The following is an 18,901-nucleotide window of genomic DNA, read 5'->3' as shown; positions in this document are numbered from 1 at the left end:
TTAAATTTCTTTAATGAAAGAGCTTTTACGCTATTACTGTATAGATACGAACTGTAACGTGTGAATCTGTAATTTTTTACAGATACACATGATTTTTTATGCGTTGTTTTTTCTGAAAAGTTATTTGGTGCAACTAAATGTAAAACTAAATACCACTTTTTATGAAAACGAAAATTTCCACTTGCTTATTAGTAGCACTACTCTTTTCGAGCCTTACTGCTTCAGCACAAACCGAACAAAACTATTTTAATGCCATTACGCCTGCCGATTCAGAAGTGCTGAAAGAAAAGGCGGTGTCTAATAGCAATGCGTTAGAAGAAAAGAAAGAAATTAAACGAGTAAGAGCACTTCGAGATCGTTACACCAAGGTAGCCAAATTAAAAAAAGCTTCCGAAGCAAAAAGAAACGCGAATCCTTATGCCACAATGAAGGCGAAAGATGGATCTCCAATGATCCAGAACAACTCGACCTCACTCAGTTCTGATCCTACGTATTATAACGAAAATAATTCTTCAGCAAATTCTTCCATTTTAGATTGGGAATTAGAACGGCTACGTGCAAAGGCAGAACGAGACAAAGTAACTGAGGCTGTTAAACAACGGCTTACACAAGTTCAATCTCCAGATCGAGAACGTAAAAACACGACTCTACAATCAGAAACTACTGTGAAAACTCAAACCTTAATTAAAACGCAAGCTGAAAAAGATGCATTTATTCGAGAAAACGGGGCCAAGCAATAAGACATCGACAGAGGTGATCACCTCCCTTGATATTACACTATCAGTTTAAAATACTAACACCATACAATTATGAAATCATCTATACATAAAACCATCGCATTGCTGTCGTTACTGATTTGCTTTTCGGTTTCGATCAATGCACAAACAACCACTTGTGGGAATGCTCCCGAAGCAATTCCTGCCGGAGCACCTGGGGCTTCCTCTGGTGCAATGAACCCCTCGATTGCCAATGTAGCGCAACCCGGTATTATAGGTACAAATACCTTGATCGATAACGTCCAAATGGATATTAATCACACCTTCGATGGCGATCTAACCATCACGTTAACCTCTCCTAATGGCACGCCTCTGATCTTAGCAGATCAAATAGGTGGAGCAGGCCAAAACTTTTCGGGGACAATATTCGAAGATGGCAACCCAAATATAACCAGTGGTGCACCACCATATAGTGGTACATTTGAACCACAAGGGGGTACTTTACTCTCTGCTTTTAATGGCGAGCCGGTAACCGGAAATTGGACATTGGATGTTCTCGATAACCTTGGAGGAGATGTAGGACAGCTAAATCAATACTGCATTACTTTTGTACCGTTTGATCCAAATCCTGTTATAGCAGGAACTGGGGCAGGCGACTTTTTTGAAGTATTTATTGATGGTAATGATGTAGTGGTAGAACAGAATACCGTTGAAGTATTAAGACAGCCGGCAGCACCCACATTATCGCTTACAATAAATGCCGGAGATGGTAATGATACCGCAGAGATCGATTTTGGTGGTGGTGACTTTAATTTCCCTATAGCCTTTAATGGAGAAACACAATTTAGCGCTCCGGGAGACATTATGACCATGACCGGAGGCGGCACTTTCGATACGGTTACCCATACATTTGTTAATGAGAATGATGGGAGCGTAGATGTAACAGGAAACAACACAATAACCTATACAGGGCTAGAGCCTGTAGTAGATAATTTAGATGTCAACAACCGGGTCTTCTCCTTTACGGGAGGTGCAGAAATAATAGTATTAGATGCCGGAGGATCACTAGATAACCAAATTGATTCTACCTTGGGTGAATCGGTAGACTTTACCAACCCAAACGTATCTTTAACGATTAATACAGGAGCAGAAGGTGATGTGGTAAATGTTGAAGGGATCGACGCTGCTTTTGATGCAGATGTTACAATCAATGGCGATACTACAGACACAATAAATTTTGGAGTGGCCTTATTCGACATAGGATCTGGGGATCTAATAGTTGAAGGTGCTACTATAAATGTATCGCAAGCTGTAACTACTACAGGAGTAGGAACCTTGTCACTTACAAGTCAGCGTGAGGTGGCGATTGTGGGCGCAGGAGCGTTATCCACACAGACAGGTGCTATTACTATCGATTCGAATAGTGCTGCTACAGCAACGGGAGGAGCATTTGATGGTATCACAGTCGATGGTGGAAGTATAAGCTCACTAGGAGGAAACATCAGCCTTACTGGTGTTGGTCATAGTGATGGGACAGGGGATCTTCATTTAGGAATAAGTCTGTTGAACGCGGCAGTTGTGCAAACAACAGGCACAGGAGCAATTGATATTACCGGAACTGGTGGTCCTGGAGTAAATGCCAATCAAGGAATGCGTATAGAAAGTGCCGGAACATTGGTTTCTACAGTCGATGGAACTATTACGCTAAACGGAACTGCAGGTTTGGGTACGGGAAATAATAATGAAGGTGTTACCATAATTTTAGAGGCGCTCATTCAAACAACAGGCACAGGAAATATAGATATAACAGGGTCTGCTCCTAATGGAGTTAATAATAATAAGGGGATTGTCTTTTTTGATGGAGATGTTACCACTTCAGATGGAAATATAGTCATGAATGGTTCCGGAGGTGGATCAAATAATTTTAACCCTGGTATTAGTTTTGAAGGTGGGTCAATAATTCAAAGCACCAATAACGGAGATATAACGCTAATTGGAGATTCTGTCTCTGCAACGGGTAATGGTAATTATGGAGTAGTCATATTTGGTGACTCACAAACTATTACTAATAATGGAATTATTGACATTACGGGAACTTCTTCCATAGCCACTGGAACCGGAGCAAATATGGGAATTCGTGTTACAGGTGGTGCGACTGTGGTTCAGTCGACCAACGGAAACATTCTTTTAGATGGAACAGGGGCTACTTCAGATGGGAATTCAAATTATGGTGTATTTATAGATAATTTTGCAACTATAACCACTTCAGGATCTGGTAATGTCTCGTTCGTAGGACAAGGCGGTACCGGAACGGGGAACTTTAATATTGGAACACTAATTGGTTTCAACGCTATTGTAACGACAACCGGAGCTGGAGCAATTCAGATAAATGGAACAGGTGGTTCTGGAGCCGTAGCATCGTATGGTGTATTATTACAGACGGCCGGCACACAACTTTCATCTAATGGAGGAGGTATAACTATTAATGGTCAAGGTGGAGCTGCAACAGGTGATTTTGCCGTAGGAACCTATATACTACAATTAACCGTACAAGACCTAAATGGCGGTGATTTTTCAATTTCTGGTACAGGAGGCACAACTGGGGGAGACATTGCACCTGGTGTGTGGTTCAATACAAGCACCACTAATGTTGTCACTTCTACCGGAAATATAACTGTAACAGGGACTTCAACCGATACATCAAACTTGTTTAATCAGGGGATTGTCTTCGGAAATGATGCTACAATCAATTCAACTTCTGGAAATGTCAATTTAATTGGAACTGCTTCTAATGCCACATATGCCGCTATAGAATTTGATCCAACCAACTCAGTTACTAACATTACAACCGGTGGAGACATAACTGCAACTGCGAATGTTGGTCCGTTAAATACACCAAATGGGATACCCGCAAATGCTGTGATCGACGCAACTAATAATACGTTCAATGGTACAGTGGCACCCGGTCGATTGATCGGACAGTTTCTAATGAATGGAAATTTTGCTATGAGTTCTGGGGATATCTTAGAACTCGAGGTAGACGACCTAATTACGGCAGGAACCGAATATGATCAAGTTTCTGTAAATGGAACCGTAGACATAACGGATACGACTTTAAATCTAGTGGATAATACTGCGAGTGTGGGGACATTGGGCGATCTTCTTATCTTAATTGATAATGATGGCACCGATGCAGTAACAGGAACTTTTTCAGGACAACCTAACGGTAGTGATGTCCCATTCAATGGAGAAACTTGGCAGATATTTTACGATGGAGGCGATGGGAATGATGTTGTGCTAGCATTTATGCCGGCAGTGATTGGTGAAGTATATGTGAATGATGACTTTAACCAACCTAATGGAACCTTTATAACCGATGCTGATACTAACACGGCTGGTGATCAAAATGCAGTAAAAGGAGTCACAGCATTTCTAACTATACAAGAAGGAGTGGATGCAGTGGATATTGCCGGAAATGTATTTATTACAGATGATCTTTCCGCCGATGGACCTGGAACTTACTTAGAGAATGTAACCTTACCTAAAAGTGTAAATATTATAGGTACCGAAGGTGATCCAGCTGCCGTATTAGCAGATGGAAGCTCCGCTGGTCGAGTGTTTACAGATGCTTCAGGGCCGGCATTAGATATAATCTTGGATGGTATAACCGTTCAAAACGGACTTACTGGTGGGCTTGGTGGAGGAGGTATTTTCATCGACGGAAATAGTACCTTATCAATTAACAATTCAATTTTTGACAATAATGGAGCTAATAATATTGGTGGCGCAATTTATCACGTAAATACCGATCTAACTGTTACAGGAACCGTATTTACCAATAATACTATCGGTTCCGATGGAGGGGCTGTATTTAGTAATGGGGTAAATGCTGTTAGTTTTACCAATTCTACATTTCAAAATAATACGGCAGGCCGTCTTGGTGCTGCATACGCCAGTTTTTCTGCGTTGCCTGTCTCATTTACTAATTGTACTATAGATACCAATACTGCGAATATAGCTGCAGGCGGAATTTTTATAAGTTCTGGGATGTTTACCATGACGGGTGGATCAATTTTAAATAATTCAGCACAACGTGGTGGAGGGTATTTCAATCAATTAAATACTTCAAGTTCCACCTTTAATGCTGTGATTATAGATGGTAATGCCGCTACGGGCGGAGAAGGTGGCGGACTAAGAGTACAAGGAACATCAACGATTGTAGATGCTACGGTAACAAATAACTCTGCTACGAGTACAGGAGGGGGAGTTTTTAATACTGATGGCACTCTTACAATAGACAACAGCATGGTGAATACTAATTCGTCATTACTGGCTGGAGGTGTGCGTGCCAATGGAGGAACAACTTTAATAACTAACGGTTCAGTTGTGGATGGGAATTCTGCAACTCAAAACGGTGGTGGAGTAATCCTTGCCAATGGTACACTAACAATTGATGATGCAACAATAACAAATAACACGGCCGGTCTCTCTGGTGGTGGTATCCATAGCTTTATTGGAGCAAGTACACTAAATATTACCAATGCACTAATAGATGGCAATACAGCAAGCGGTAATGCTGCTAATCAAGGTGGAGGCGGAATCTCCTTAATTAACGCTAGCCTGTCCCTTGATGCTACAACTACTATTTCTAACAATATTGCTGATGGGACTTCCGGTAGCGGTGGTGGAATTTTACTTGTAGGTACAGGTACTTTAACTGCAACCGGTACAACGATTACCGGAAACCGAGCCAATAGAGCAGGGGGAGGAATTGAAGATAATACTGGTGCTGGTTTAGGAGTTACACTTACTAATGTTATACTTAATAATAACAATGCAGGTGTTGCACCTGCGACTGGTAACCCCGGAAACGGAGGGGGATTACACATAACAGGAGCTGGTGATATTTCTATAACCGGCGGAACCGTAAACGGAAACACAGCATCACTTGAAGGTGGTGGTCTTTGGAATGGTACTGGTACAATGACTATTACAGGAACAACCATAGACGGTAATGATGCTCAAGGAGGAGCAGCCGACGATGGTGGTGGTGGAATATTTAATAATGGCGGGACATTGACCTTAGTTGGTAATGCTGTCCTAATTGCAAACAACACAGCTTCCGGTACATCTGGTAGTGGTGGTGGAATATTTAGTACAGATGGTACACTAACTGTAGGTCAAGCGATTATCGAAGACAACTCGGCGAATCGCGCAGGTGGCGGTATCGAGATGATCGATGGAACTATCAATGCAACAGGAACTCGTCTAAGAGATAACGACGTAAGCGGTGGTGCAGGAACTCCTAATCCGGGTAACGGTGGAGGATTCCATGTAACCGGTGGCGCTACAATAAACTTTAACAATTCAATTGTGTCTGGAAATGAAGCTGCAGCTGAAGGAGGAGGTCTATGGAACCAAACTGGAGCCACTATGAACCTTATAGCGACACAAATCGTAAACAACGAAGCACAAGGACCGGCCGCAGATAACGGTGGTGGAGGAGTCTTCAATAACGGAGGTACTTTAAATATTTCAACCGGAGCAGGACCAACAACCTTGATCAATAACCGCGCGACCGGAACTTCAGGATCTGGTGGTGGATTATTCTCAACAGATGGTACTGTCACAATAGGTGCTTCAACTATAATTACCGGTAATAGAGCAAATCGCGCAGGTGGAGGAATTGAAATCATAAATGGTTCCCTCGACCTAACCGATGTTACTTTAGACAATAATAACGCAGGTGTTGCACCCGCAACAGCTGCTCCAGGTAATGGTGGTGGACTTCATGTTACTGGAACTGCAACTATCAACGTCACGGGTGGTACGGTAGATGGAAATATAGCTGCTTCCGAAGGGGGTGGACTATGGAATAGCACCGGAGTTATGACTATTGATACAGTACCAATTACAAATAATACTGCCAGTGGTAATGGAGCCGATAACGGCGGAGGTGGAATCTTTAACAATGGAGGAACATTAGATGTATTGGCAGGAACACTAATTACAGATAACACAGCCGATGGAACTTCAGGATCTGGTGGTGGAATATTTAGCACAGATGGTGATGTAACTATTACGGCTTCAACAATAACTAACAATGGCGCGAATCGTGCCGGTGGAGGAATTGAACTAATTGAAGGCACACTCAGTTTAAGTGGTGTAACCTTAGATGCAAATGAAGCTGGTGTAACTACCGGCCCGGGTGCACCTGGGAATGGTGGTGGACTTCATATTACCGGAGCTGCGAATTCAACCATAACTGGAGGTACAGTAGATAGTAATATTGCTGCTTCGGAAGGTGGAGGCCTTTGGAATGGAACAGGAACTATGACGATCGATGCAGTTCCCGTTACAAACAACACTGCCAGTGGTGATGGAGCCGATAATGGTGGAGGTGGTATCTTTAATAATGGAGGTACGCTCGATATCCTTGCTGGATCTACGATTAATAACAATATGGCGAATGGAGTCGCCGGTTCAGGTGGAGGAATATTATCTACCGATGGAACCGTGACTATAGGAGCCATTAATATTTTCCAAAACTACGCAAACCGTGCAGGTGGGGCGATCGAAATTATTGATGGTCAACTAAATATCGATGGAACTACCATCGCATTTAACGATGTAAACGGTACTGCCGGTACCCCGGCACCAGGAAATGGTGGAGGTATTCATATTTCAGGCGTGGCGACAACACTTATAAACGATGCAACGGTTTCTGCCAACATGGCCTTTAACGAAGGTGGTGGATTATGGAATCAGGCAGGAAGTAGTATGAATGTATTTAATACTATGGTTAATTTGAACACAGCTGTAAATGGACCCGGTGGAGGAGGTATTTTTAATAATGGGGGTGACATGGGAATAATCGATGGAACTATTCAAAGTAATACAGCTACCGGAGCTTCAGGATCGGGTGGAGGACTTTTAACAACCGATGGGACCATTAATATCATCGATGGTATGATAGATGCTAACGCTGCAAATAGAGCAGGTGGAGGAATTGAAATCGTTGATGGTACATTGAACATGACGGGAACGTCACTCATTAATAATAATGTGGACGGTTCTGCCGGAACACCTGCGCCAGGAAATGGTGGAGGAATGCATGTTACTGGTATCGCAAACATCATGATCTCTAGTGCCATTATTACCGATAATGACGCGGCTAGTGAAGGTGGAGGTCTGTGGAATCAAGTAGGAAGTACTATGACCGTAGATGGATCGCAATTGGATAATAATACCGCAGGTGGCGACAATGCCGATAATGGCGGTGGTGGAATCTTCAATAACGGAGGTATCCTTATGGTTCAAAATTTCACAACGATTACAAATAACGTAGCTACCGGAACATCCGGATCGGGTGGAGGTATCCAAAATGTTGATGGAGGTACAGTAACCGTAAATAATACTACAATCGCAAATAATAGTGCGAATAGAGCAGGTGGTGGAATAGAAGATAATTCGACGGCTGCTGTAGGAACTATAACTTTATTCAATGTGAATTTGAATAACAATTCAGCAGGAAGTGCTCCCGGAAATGGTGGAGGACTTCACATGACAGGTCCGGGTACTTCAACTATAACGAATGGTACTGTTAATGGTAATACAGCTGCTCTTGAAGGTGGCGGATTGTGGAACGGATCAGGAACGATGACGGTTGATGGTACTACTATCGATGGCAATATTGCCAGTGGTAACGCTGCCAACGAAGGTGGTGGAGGTCTGTTTAATGCAGGTGGAACACTTACAATTTTAAATGCAACTGTTTCAAATAATACCGCCGACGGGGCCGCTGGTTCAGGTGGAGGTATTTTGAATGATGAAGGATCTCTTACCGTAACCGATTCAGAAATTAACGGAAACACTTCAATGAGAGCTGGTGGTGGAATAGAGGAGAACTCAGTAGCCGGAAGCCTATTAACGTTGACCAATGTCGACTTAATGAACAATAGTACTGCTGCTGCTCCCGGAAACGGTGGTGGACTGCATATTACAGGTCCGGGTGATTCTAATATTACCGATGGTACTGTAAGTGGAAATACCGCTTCCTTAGAAGGTGGTGGACTGTGGAACGGTTCAGGAATAATGACGGTAGATGGAACGATAATAAATGGAAATACCGCAAGTGGTGCTGCTGCTAATGAAGGTGGTGGAGGCCTCTTTAATAATGGTGGAACTCTAACCGTTACCAATGCGACCATTTCGAATAATATAGCCGATGGAGCTTCAGGTTCCGGTGGTGGTATTCTGAATGATCAAGGAATACTAACCGTTAGTGATACCGAAATTAGTGGTAACACCTCTATGAGAGCTGGTGGAGGAATTGAAGATAATTCAGCCACGGGGAACACTTTGACCTTGACTAACGTAGATCTAATGAACAATGATACTGCAGCTGCTCCAGGAAATGGAGGCGGTCTGCATATCACCGGTGATGGAGATGCAACAATTACAGATGGAACTGTTATTGGAAACACCGCTGCTCTAGAAGGTGGTGGTCTATGGAATGGCTCTGGATCAATGACCGTTGATGGAACAATCATTGACAGCAATACAGCAAGTGGTGCTGCTGCCAACGAAGGTGGTGGAGGAATCTTTAATGCGGGAGGAAGTTTAACAATTTCCAATGCCTCGATCATTAACAATATAGCCGATGGAGCTTCAGGTTCCGGTGGTGGTATTCTAAACGATCTAGGAGTCCTAACAATTAATGATTCTGAAATTAGCACTAACCTGTCTATGAGAGCTGGTGGAGGTATCGAGGATAATTCGGTAGCTGGTAATACAACGACACTTATCAATGTCAATCTGCTAAACAACAATACAGCAGCTGCTCCGGGTAACGGAGGAGGAATGCATATTACCGGACCGGGAGATGCCACGATCACCGATGGTACGATTAGCGGAAACACTGCTTCTCTCGAAGGTGGTGGACTCTGGAATGGTACCGGTGTAATGACCGTAGATGGGACCACGATAGATATGAATACCGCAAGTGGTGCAAATGCCGATGAGGGCGGAGGAGGAATCTTTAACGCCGGAGGAACCTTAGTAGTCTTGAACGCAACAATTAGCAATAACAGTGCTGTTGGAGCATCCGGTTCTGGTGGTGGGATCCTAAACGACCAAGGAGAACTTACTGTAACCGATACCGATCTTAATGGAAATACTGCAATGAGAGCAGGTGGGGGAATTGAAGATAATTCTGTAGCCGGAAATACACTACTATTAACTAATGTGAACCTTACAAGTAATACAGCTTCAGCCGCACCGGGTAATGGTGGTGGATTGCACATTACGGGTATGGGAGATGCTATAATAACCGGTGGATCAGCTACCGCTAATACAGCAGCTTCCGAAGGTGGTGGTCTATGGAATAGCCTCGGGATCATGACGATCGATGGAATGAATATCGATGGTAATACAGCAGAAGGCGCCGATGCCGATACCGGTGGTGGAGGTGTATTTAATAACGGAGGTACCTTAGATATCGTAAATGGAACGACCATTAATAACAACTTGGCAACCGGAGCTTCTGGTTCTGGTGGTGGATTGTTAAGTACCGCAGGAGATGTTACAATCACAGACTCTTCTTTAGATGGTAATGCGGCAAATCGAGCTGGTGGAGCCATTGAAATAATTGACGGTACATTGTTCTTTGAGCGTTCAACAATGACAAATAATGATGTGGATGGAACCGCTGGAACGGCTGCACCCGGAAACGGTGGTGGGCTCCATGTTACAGGAACAAGTGGAACGATCGATATTTCCTTGAGTACGATCTCTAACAATGCCGCCGCAAATGAAGGTGGTGGGCTTTGGAATCAGAACGGAACGATTATGAATATCGTAGATTCTACCATAGATACGAATTCTGCCATAACAGGTGGTGGTATCTATAACAACGGTGGAGGTTTAGCTACTATCACAACAAGTACCATATCGGGAAATATAGCTACAGGAGACGGTGGAGGAATCACTAACAATGGTGCTGGAATGGACCTAGATGCAGTAACGATTGCAAATAATTCGGCAGCCGGAAATGGTGGTGGAATTTTTAGTACGTCTAACACGTCGCTTAAAAATACGTTGGTTGCTACTAATATTGCAAACTTAGGAGTGGATGTCTTCGGAAGTTTCTTGTCTAATAATTTTAATTTATTGGGTCAAGATGATGCAGACACCTTTCCTGAAGCACCGAACGATAACGAAGAAGGTGATGCATTCTTAGGACCATTACAGGATAACGGCGGACTTACATTTACACACGAGTTGTTAGATGGGTCTGAAGCCTATAATGCCGGTGATCCAGCTGCACAATTCGATGATCAAATAGGTCAGCCGGTCTTCGACGGTATTAGAGATATTGGAGCGTTTGAATCGCAAGCAGTGATCTTAGCTGTTGATGAAGTAGCAGAAGCAGGGAATGGTATTGTAATTTATCCTAACCCTTCTACAGGCGTCTCAACCATTGAGATCCCTGCAGCTTTTGGAAATGAAATCCAAATCACTATCATTGAGCTTGGATCCGGAAAGATTGTAAAACAACTCGACAGTCAGACCGGTGCCAGTGAAGTTCGCTTCGGTGGAATGGCCAATGGCGTGTATATAATAAATATAGTTTCTGAATTAGAGACATCAACACATAGATTGATCCTCAATAAATAAGTAACTGTATTAGGTTATGAAAACCCTTCTGGAAACAGAGGGGTTTTTTATTTTTTATTTTTAAAGTTAAAAGCGTGAATATAGCCCAAACTTATCTCGGTAAAATCGGCTTGTCCTCCATTGGCATTAATATGGATTCCCGCGAAGAAATTATCCTTGGGTGCAGTATGTGTTCCGAAGAAATAATACTTTAGTCCCAACCGACTGGAAAGAATACTCTTTAATCGGTATTTGCTGCCAAATTCACCCAATCTCCAATATTCGGGTATATCTCGCGGCGTATTGTCCCATCCTTGATTAATACGCCAGTCGATCTTGTAGGCAGGCTTATGGAAGTTCACGCCCAATTGCAGATCAATCCCAAAATGATTTAAAAGTATTTCACCGTGAAAAGCAAGACCTACGTTCGAAGCATTCCAACCGGGATTATCTTTAAACGCTTCAAATTCGCGCCCATCCTGAACTAAAGATTGATTTGTGGCTATATAATCGTAATAATGCTCATAAAATCGATCATACATGCCAACACCAACTTTAAAGGTATTGTTGAATACTTTACCAACTTCACCGGTAACCGTATATACGCCCTTTTTATCGTTATACGCCAAGGACAGCACGTTTATTCCATAACCCGCTCGTAACGAATAATAGTAATAGGATGAAGGTTGAAGCGGTTGTTGTTGAAGTACTTCGGAAGGTGCAGTCGATCGATTCATAATATCGGCCGAAACACTCATTAAGAATGAATTATACCCTTGGTTGGGTAATTTCGTATGCCCGTTCGAATGGTGAAAATACCCCAAGCCCAGTCGCCAATCGATCGTTTCCGAAGAAAGAAACCTATAATGCATAAACAATCGAAAAGACCAATTAATATCGGTAGAAACAGCTCGGTTATTCGGATTGGTCTCCGGATCGTATTTTTTAGTAAAGAGGGACATTCCGGTACCAACTTGAGTCGTAAAGCGACGACTTCCGAAGGAATTGAATTCTATAAAAGGTTGTATGGTAAAGGCACCACCTAGACTGTTTGTATTTCCAAAATCTGTATAGCCTATGCTAATACCCGTCCTTGGTCCCTTTAAGCGTCTTGCCCATTCTTGTGTATTCGAATCTTGCTTCCAACCAAGGTTGAGGAGCAATTGTGATTGTAACCCGTGCTCCGGAAAGAATTCATTCGAATCGGCTGTATATCCCAACATAAGCTCTGGGGTAACTACAAACGTCGAATTTCTTTGCGACCTCGTATCCTGCGCCAACAGTCCACAAGGAAATAGCAATACGAGTAAGAGTAAGAGTAGTTTTCTAGCCATTTAGCAACGCAAGTAACAATTTCTATCTTACTTTTAAAAATTTAACCCTACTTTCGTTCTTCACTTTAAGCGGTTGCTTTTGGAACAACTAGATAAGATCATTGCCGAAATGTCCTCATTAGCTTGGGGCTTGCCTTTACTAATTTTACTAATTGGCGGCGGACTGTACCTGTTATTTCGCATTCAGTTCTTACCATTTCGGTATATAGGGCACGCCTTAAATGTGTTACGCGGGCGCTACGATAGCGATGAGGACGAAGGCGAGATCAACCATTTCCAAGCACTTACTACGGCCTTATCGGCTACTGTGGGCATGGGTAATATTGCCGGAGTTGCAGTCGCAATTGCAATTGGGGGTCCAGGTGCTGTATTTTGGATGTGGGTGAGTGCAGTGATCGGGATGTCTACAAAGTTCTTCACAGCTACATTGGCGGTTTTATATAGAGGAAAAGACAGCAAAGGAGAAGTACAGGGTGGCCCCATGTATTTTATTGTAGAAGGATTAGGCAAAAAATGGAAGCCATTGGCAATATTTTTTAGCATCTGCGGATTGGTGGGTGCATTACCAGTTTTTAACGTGAATCAATTAAAACAAGCGCTTAATGATATAGTCCTAAAACCTGCCGGATGGTATACCGGCTTCGGAAGCGATCTGGTAATCGGTTTTGTATTGGTTGCCATTACTACGATCGTGATCCTCGGCGGACTCTCACGAATTAGTAAGACGGCTTCGAAATTAGTACCTGCTATGGTAGTGCTATATTTTTTAATGGTGTTGATCATTTTGGGATATCACATAGCGGAAGTTCCTAAATATTTAGGAATGATCTTTACCGATGCTTTTTCGGCTTCCTTCTTTACCGGTGACTCCTTTTTAGGAGGTGTGGTCGGTGGACTCATTTTATTAGGGATCAAGAGAGGTGCTTTTTCTAACGAAGCAGGTATTGGTACAGCACCAATGGCGCATGGTGCCGCCAAAACAAATGAACCCATTCGTGAAGGTTTGGTAGCCATGTTGGGACCGGCAATCGATACCTTAATAATATGTACATTAACGGCCTTGGCCATTTTAGTTACGGGAGTTTGGCAAAGCAGTGATGCCAATGGTGTAACCCTCACCGCAACAGCATTTCAAGCCGGAATCCCAAAAATTGGTAAATACGCCTTGATGCTCTGTATTGCTGTGTTTAGTATATCTTCATTATTTTCATACTCCTATTATGGAACCAAATGTATGTCCTTCCTTTTTGGTGCACAGAATAAGAACTATTATAATTATATCTACATAGCTAGTATTTTAGTAGGAGCCACTACCTCTCTAAGTATGATGATCAATTTAATTGATACATTCTTTGCGCTAATGGCAATACCAACAATGACAGCCACCTTGCTATTAGCACCACGCGTTATTAATGAGGCTAAACGTTATTTTTCGACCTTAAAGAAGAATTAAGGTATCTGATTTATTTTTTTCTGAAGCATTCTCGTGAAGATTTTGGCTCCGTCCGGATTTAAATGACTTTGATTCCAATAATGAGTTGCATTAAATTGTAAGGTGTCCTCTTCTGCATCCAAAAACTGAAAAGTAGGGTAGCGGTTACGTACCAATTGAAGTATGCTATCTCTTCTCTTTAGAATTTCTGGATTACGTGCCGGCAAATATGTCTTGTACATAGGAGCCTTACAAATTATCACGTTTAGGTTGTTTTGTTCCAAGTAGTCTAGAAAATTAAAAAATAGCGCCGTATTTTTTCTGAAAGTCACAAGATCTGGTTGCGTATTTATTTTAAAACGCTTGACCTGCGCTATAAGGCTCGGATCATAGAACAAAGTTTTAAATTGTCCTGCGTAGTTCAAGGTGTCAAATCCAAAATTGTTAAAACCGGCTCCAGGAGCGGTTTCATTAAAATAATGGTTTACGATTTTCTTCGAAAAGAATGACGGATTTGACAAAAAGATGAGTCGGTCTTTAAAATAGGTGGGCCGCTCAAAACAATTAATGTCGAAATATTTTAAATATACGCTGTTCTTCCAGAAATCAGAACCGTTATTAGGTAATTCAAAATGACTATAAGAGACCTCAAAAACAACGGTCTTTAACCTAGGTAATTTTGGATGTAGCCCTTTAAGGATCTTAAGGTCAGTGTCATGGTGTTGATCGCCGGATGCTAAATTAATTGCTGGTTGTGTTAACCAAGCCGGATTAACAGCATCTTTCATTTGTGAAGATCCAAGTACTAAAAGCGCTATCTGCTCATTGTTGGCTTCAAGGTATTCGCTTCGTTGCTGAAAACCGGCCGGTATATTTAGCGCTAGATATTCCGCTAGCAGGTAACCGAGGATTACCGGAATAAAGAACAACAGCACATATTTCACAAAGCGTTTCTTCATGGATTAGAATTGAAAATAGATAAAGGCTTCTTTCGGTTCGGCATAACGAATTAGGAAGAAAATTATCAAATAATAAAGTATCCACCTCGCCGGTCGAGGCAAGACATTTTCTAACTTTTGTAACGGGTATTCATGGTGTCTTGTCGCTATTTCAGCAATAATCATAATCGCTAAGTATATTAATTTAATACCAATAAGAGAAGACAAACGTACATCCGGAGTAAAACTAAAGATGCGTTTTAGAATATAAAGTGCTTGCGTAAGATTTTCAGAACGAAAGAAGATACATAGCACAGAATAAATGGCAAAAGTGTAAAGAACCGATAACACATACGGCAATTTCTGAATAAACCAGCCCAGACTCTTATTGTTGCTAAATAAGGGTAAACGTTCGGTAACCATTACAATCCCATTACACAATCCAAAGGCGATAAAGGTCCAGTTGGCACCATGCCATAGCCCTATCAATAGCATCGTAAGCAGTAATGCATAAGAACGCAAGAATACGGTTCGATGCTTGGCTCTCTTTAAAATAGGTAAGTACACATAATCGGTGAACCAACGAGTTAATGTAATATGCCACCCCCGCCACAACTCGGTTAAGGTCTTGGACAAGTAGAATATCTTAAAGTTCCTACTTAATTTAAACCCGAACAGTTTTGCCGTTCCTATCGCAATATCCGAATAGGCAGAAAAATCGCAGTACACTTGAAAGGCAAAGAGCACAGCCCCATACACTAGCGTGATACTTCCGTAGGTCTCGGGATTCGCAAATACCATGGTAACAGCAATTCCAATCTTATCGGCCACTAGTATCTTCTTGAACAAACCCCATAGGATTTGTCGTAATCCTTCTTTGGAGGATGCTAAATCAAATTTCCGACGGTTTTCAAACTGTGGTAATAAACTTTTAGCACGTTCTATTGGACCTGCGATCAACTGAGGAAAGAAACTTACAAAGCATAAAAAGTTCAAAGCATTCCGGGTAGGTGGGATCTTGCGATTGTAAACGTCGATCGTATAACTCATTGTTTGGAAGGTGTAAAAACTAAGACCCAGTGGAATTAGAACTGTCCATATCGTAAATGAGTTCTCAAGTACTTCCGAAGAGAACATCCTATTAAAGCTTTCAATAAAGAAATTAAAGTATTTAAAAGCGATAAGTACACCTAGGTTCCATACGATACTGCAACCCACTAACACCTTTCGTGTGCTCGCCTTATTCGTACTTGCTAACGCCCGGCCTGCAACATAATCTACTAAAGAACTGGCTACGAGCAAACTTAGAAATCGCCAATCCCAAAGCCCATAGAACAAGTAACTCGCAACAAGTAATAATACGTTTTGAGCTATTCTGTTTTTGGAACCTAACAACCAATAGGTGCCATAGACCACGACCAAGAACAACCCGAAATCGAAGGAGTTAAATAACAAGGGGAATTAATTTTCCCGTTAAAGATAAAAAAAGAGTTGAATAGCTACTCTAAAACGACCTTATATTCGCTTAAAACGTGTAGTAGTACAGTTTCCGTTGGTGAAAGATAGTCCTCAGGGTCATTTAATGTATCAAGTTGATCAAAAAAAGGAGTTAAGACACCTTCTTTATATTTCTCTGCCAGGACAGGGTGAACATAATACTTGCGACAGACGGCCCGAGTGTTACCCAAGGCTTTTGCAGTAGTATCCAAGGCTTGTAGGATATTACTTTTCCGTTCCTTCTTCGTGTCGGCAGGTCCTATATTATAAAGCACCTCAAAAAAGACCTTGCTAGCTGCCCAGGTTCTAAAATCCTTGGCCGAAAAATGATCACCACTCAATTCGTGTATATAATCGTTGACCATTCCACTGTCGATGGCATGGTGTTTCCCGCTCTCATCGTAATATTTAAACAGCTCCCAACCCGGAATTTCCTCACATTGCATAATTAGTTTACGCAACCGTTTGTTCTTTACGCTTACTGAATGTTGCTTTCCTTTTTTACCTACAAATTCGAATTTGATCTTGTTGTTAAGCACATCCATATGACGCGTTCGCATGGTTGAAAGTCCATAGGTCTTGTTCTTTTCTGCGTAGTAATCATTGCCAATTCGAATGTGAGTCTCTTCCATAAGTCGAAGCACTAGTGCCAAACATTTTCGTTTGCTCATACGCTTCAGTCGAAGGTCGGCATCGATCTGTTTGCGAATATGCGGCAATACATTTCCGAAGGCCATCATCTTAAAGAATTTGGTCTTATTCCGAAGTTGCGACCAATGGGGATGATACCGATACTGTTTTCTATTCTTTTCATCGCGGCCCACAACTTGAAGGTGTCCGTTCTTTAAATGAGTAATACGAACGTCATTCCAAGCCGGCGGGATCACCAATGCTTTAAAGCGTTTAATGGCGCTGGGATCCACGATCTTCTCACCGTCTTGTGTATAGTAAAATCCTCTTCCGTGACGGTGGCGTTTAATGGTTAGTTTGTTGTCGGTAATGTACACCAAATTTGCCAGTTCGGCAGCTTTGATAGGGTCCTCCAATATTTTTTTAACCTGTGGTGCTTTTATTACCATAGGCTAAAAGTAATAGATTCAATTGCTAAATTTTCTTAAGGAAATACCAAAGGCTTCCGAAAAAACTAATCGAAATAACTAAAGGTGTCACCGTCCTTTAATTTGAGTAAGGTTTCGTAGATCAATTGGATCACGTTTTCTACGTCATCGCGATGTACCATTTCTACTGTAGTATGCATATATCGCAATGGCAAAGAGATCAACGCACTTGCAACTCCACTGTTGCTATAAGCAAAGGCATCGGTATCGGTGCCTGTCGCTCGCGATAGCGCAGCTCGCTGAAACGGTATTTCTTTTTCTTCGGCTGTAGCTACGATCACATCACGTAATTTTTGTTGTACCGCAGGCGCATAAGCGATCACAGGGCCTGCACCTATCTCGGCGTGACCTTGTTTCTTTTTGTCGATCATTGGAGTAGTGGTGTCGTGTGTCACATCGGTAACAATAGCGGCATTGGGCTGTATGCGCTCGGCGATCATTTGTGCACCTCGCAATCCAATCTCCTCTTGAACCGAATTCGTAATGTACAATCCAAAGGGTAATTTCTTTTTGTTCTTATGAAGCAATCGCGCTACTTCAGCGATCATAAATCCACCCATTCTATTGTCGAGTGCACGACATACAAATTTATCGTCGTTTAAGATGTGGAACTCATCCGGGTACGTAATAACACATCCTACGTGTATCCCTAGCGACTCAACTTCTTCCTTATCCTTTGCACCCACATCAATAAAAATATTGTCTGGTTTAGGTGCTTCTTCTTTCGATTTATTTCGAGTGTGGATGGCCGGCCATCCAAACACTCCTTTCTTAATTCCTTTTTTGGTATGTATGTTCACGATCTTGGATGGAGCGATCTGATGGTCGCTACCTCCGTTTCGAGTTACGTAAAGTAATCCGTTGTCACTAATGTAATTTACATACCAAGAGATTTCATCGGCATGACCCTCTATTACTACCTTGTATTTAGCTTTGGGATTGATGACACCAACAGCGGTTCCATAGGTGTCGGTAATAAATTCATCTACATATGGTTTTAAATACTCCATCCATAGTTTTTGTCCGTCCCATTCATAGCCGGTTGGAGCCGCGTTGTTTAAATATTTTTCTAAGAAAGTGATCGACTTTTTTGTCAAGATAGAAGATGCCATAGATTGTTTTTTATTTGATTGCCAAAATTAGTGATTTATTGAGAAGTAAACATGGCAAATTATGTAATTTTGGAACGGTTTTCGCGTTGAAAGCCTAA

General features: G+C 42.1%; 8 protein-coding genes. 3 read left to right on the top strand and 5 right to left on the bottom strand.

The annotated features are described in order from the left end of the window. The first annotated feature begins 161 nt into the window (after window positions 1-161). Together DWA30_RS01065 and DWA30_RS01060 are read left to right on the top strand one after the other, a co-directional pair. On the top strand, window positions 162-740 hold the full coding sequence (locus DWA30_RS01065) for a hypothetical protein (protein WP_114490683.1): 579 nt from the start codon (window positions 162-164) through the stop codon (window positions 738-740). Between the two features lie 69 nt (window positions 741-809). After that, a complete protein-coding gene (locus tag DWA30_RS01060) occupies window positions 810-11,393 on the top strand; it encodes a choice-of-anchor Q domain-containing protein (RefSeq protein ID WP_114490682.1) in 10,584 nt (3,527 codons plus the stop codon). Window positions 11,394-11,440: 47 nt separating this feature from the next. Here the strand turns inward: DWA30_RS01060 and DWA30_RS01055 are convergent, their stop codons facing one another. After that, on the bottom strand, window positions 11,441-12,706 hold the full coding sequence (locus DWA30_RS01055; RefSeq protein WP_114490681.1) for an acyloxyacyl hydrolase: 1,266 nt from the start codon (window positions 12,704-12,706) through the stop codon (window positions 11,441-11,443). A 79-nt stretch (window positions 12,707-12,785) separates the two neighbouring features. Between DWA30_RS01055 and DWA30_RS01050 the strand changes: the two genes are divergently transcribed. Next, entirely contained in the window at window positions 12,786-14,159 is a 1,374-nt protein-coding gene (locus tag DWA30_RS01050; RefSeq protein ID WP_114490684.1) for an alanine/glycine:cation symporter family protein, read from the top strand. Here the strand turns inward: DWA30_RS01050 and DWA30_RS01045 are convergent. From DWA30_RS01045 to DWA30_RS01030, 4 genes are all read right to left on the bottom strand, one after another. Next, window positions 14,156-15,097 (bottom strand): hypothetical protein, encoded by a 942-nt coding sequence (locus DWA30_RS01045; protein WP_114490680.1) that lies wholly within the window; start codon window positions 15,095-15,097, stop codon window positions 14,156-14,158. The two genes, DWA30_RS01050 and DWA30_RS01045, sit on opposite strands and share 4 nt — an antisense overlap. 3 nt (window positions 15,098-15,100) lie before the next feature. After that, on the bottom strand, window positions 15,101-16,531 hold the full coding sequence (locus DWA30_RS01040; RefSeq protein ID WP_114490679.1) for an MBOAT family O-acyltransferase: 1,431 nt from the start codon (window positions 16,529-16,531) through the stop codon (window positions 15,101-15,103). Between the two features lie 44 nt (window positions 16,532-16,575). Continuing rightward, window positions 16,576-17,652 carry a DNA topoisomerase IB gene (locus tag DWA30_RS01035; protein ID WP_114490678.1) on the bottom strand — a complete coding sequence of 359 codons (1,077 nt, stop codon included), beginning with the start codon at window positions 17,650-17,652 and terminating at the stop codon, window positions 16,576-16,578. A 65-nt stretch (window positions 17,653-17,717) separates the two neighbouring features. Then, a complete protein-coding gene (locus tag DWA30_RS01030) occupies window positions 17,718-18,803 on the bottom strand; it encodes a M42 family metallopeptidase (protein WP_114490677.1) in 1,086 nt (361 codons plus the stop codon). Between the last annotated feature and the right edge of the window lie 98 nt (window positions 18,804-18,901).

Origin of the sequence: Candidatus Ulvibacter alkanivorans, from assembly GCF_003333325.1 — a bacterium.
Classification (GTDB): Bacteria; Bacteroidota; Bacteroidia; order Flavobacteriales; family Flavobacteriaceae; genus Ulvibacter_A; species Ulvibacter_A alkanivorans.
Note: the sequence above shows the minus strand (reverse complement) of the source record. Positions and strands in the feature narration are given on the sequence as shown.

Bases quoted from the DNA above. Each gene is read 5' to 3' on its own strand.
- DWA30_RS01065 (WP_114490683.1), top strand. From the start codon at position 162: ATGAAAACGAAAATTTCCACTTGCTTATTAGTAGCACTACTCTTTTCG.
- DWA30_RS01060 (WP_114490682.1), top strand. From the start codon at position 810: ATGAAATCATCTATACATAAAACCATCGCATTGCTGTCGTTACTGATT.
- DWA30_RS01055 (WP_114490681.1), bottom strand. From the start codon at position 12,706: ATGGCTAGAAAACTACTCTTACTCTTACTCGTATTGCTATTTCCTTGT.
- DWA30_RS01045 (WP_114490680.1), bottom strand. From the start codon at position 15,097: ATGAAGAAACGCTTTGTGAAATATGTGCTGTTGTTCTTTATTCCGGTA.
- DWA30_RS01035 (WP_114490678.1), bottom strand. From the start codon at position 17,652: ATGGTAATAAAAGCACCACAGGTTAAAAAAATATTGGAGGACCCTATC.
- DWA30_RS01030 (WP_114490677.1), bottom strand. From the start codon at position 18,803: ATGGCATCTTCTATCTTGACAAAAAAGTCGATCACTTTCTTAGAAAAA.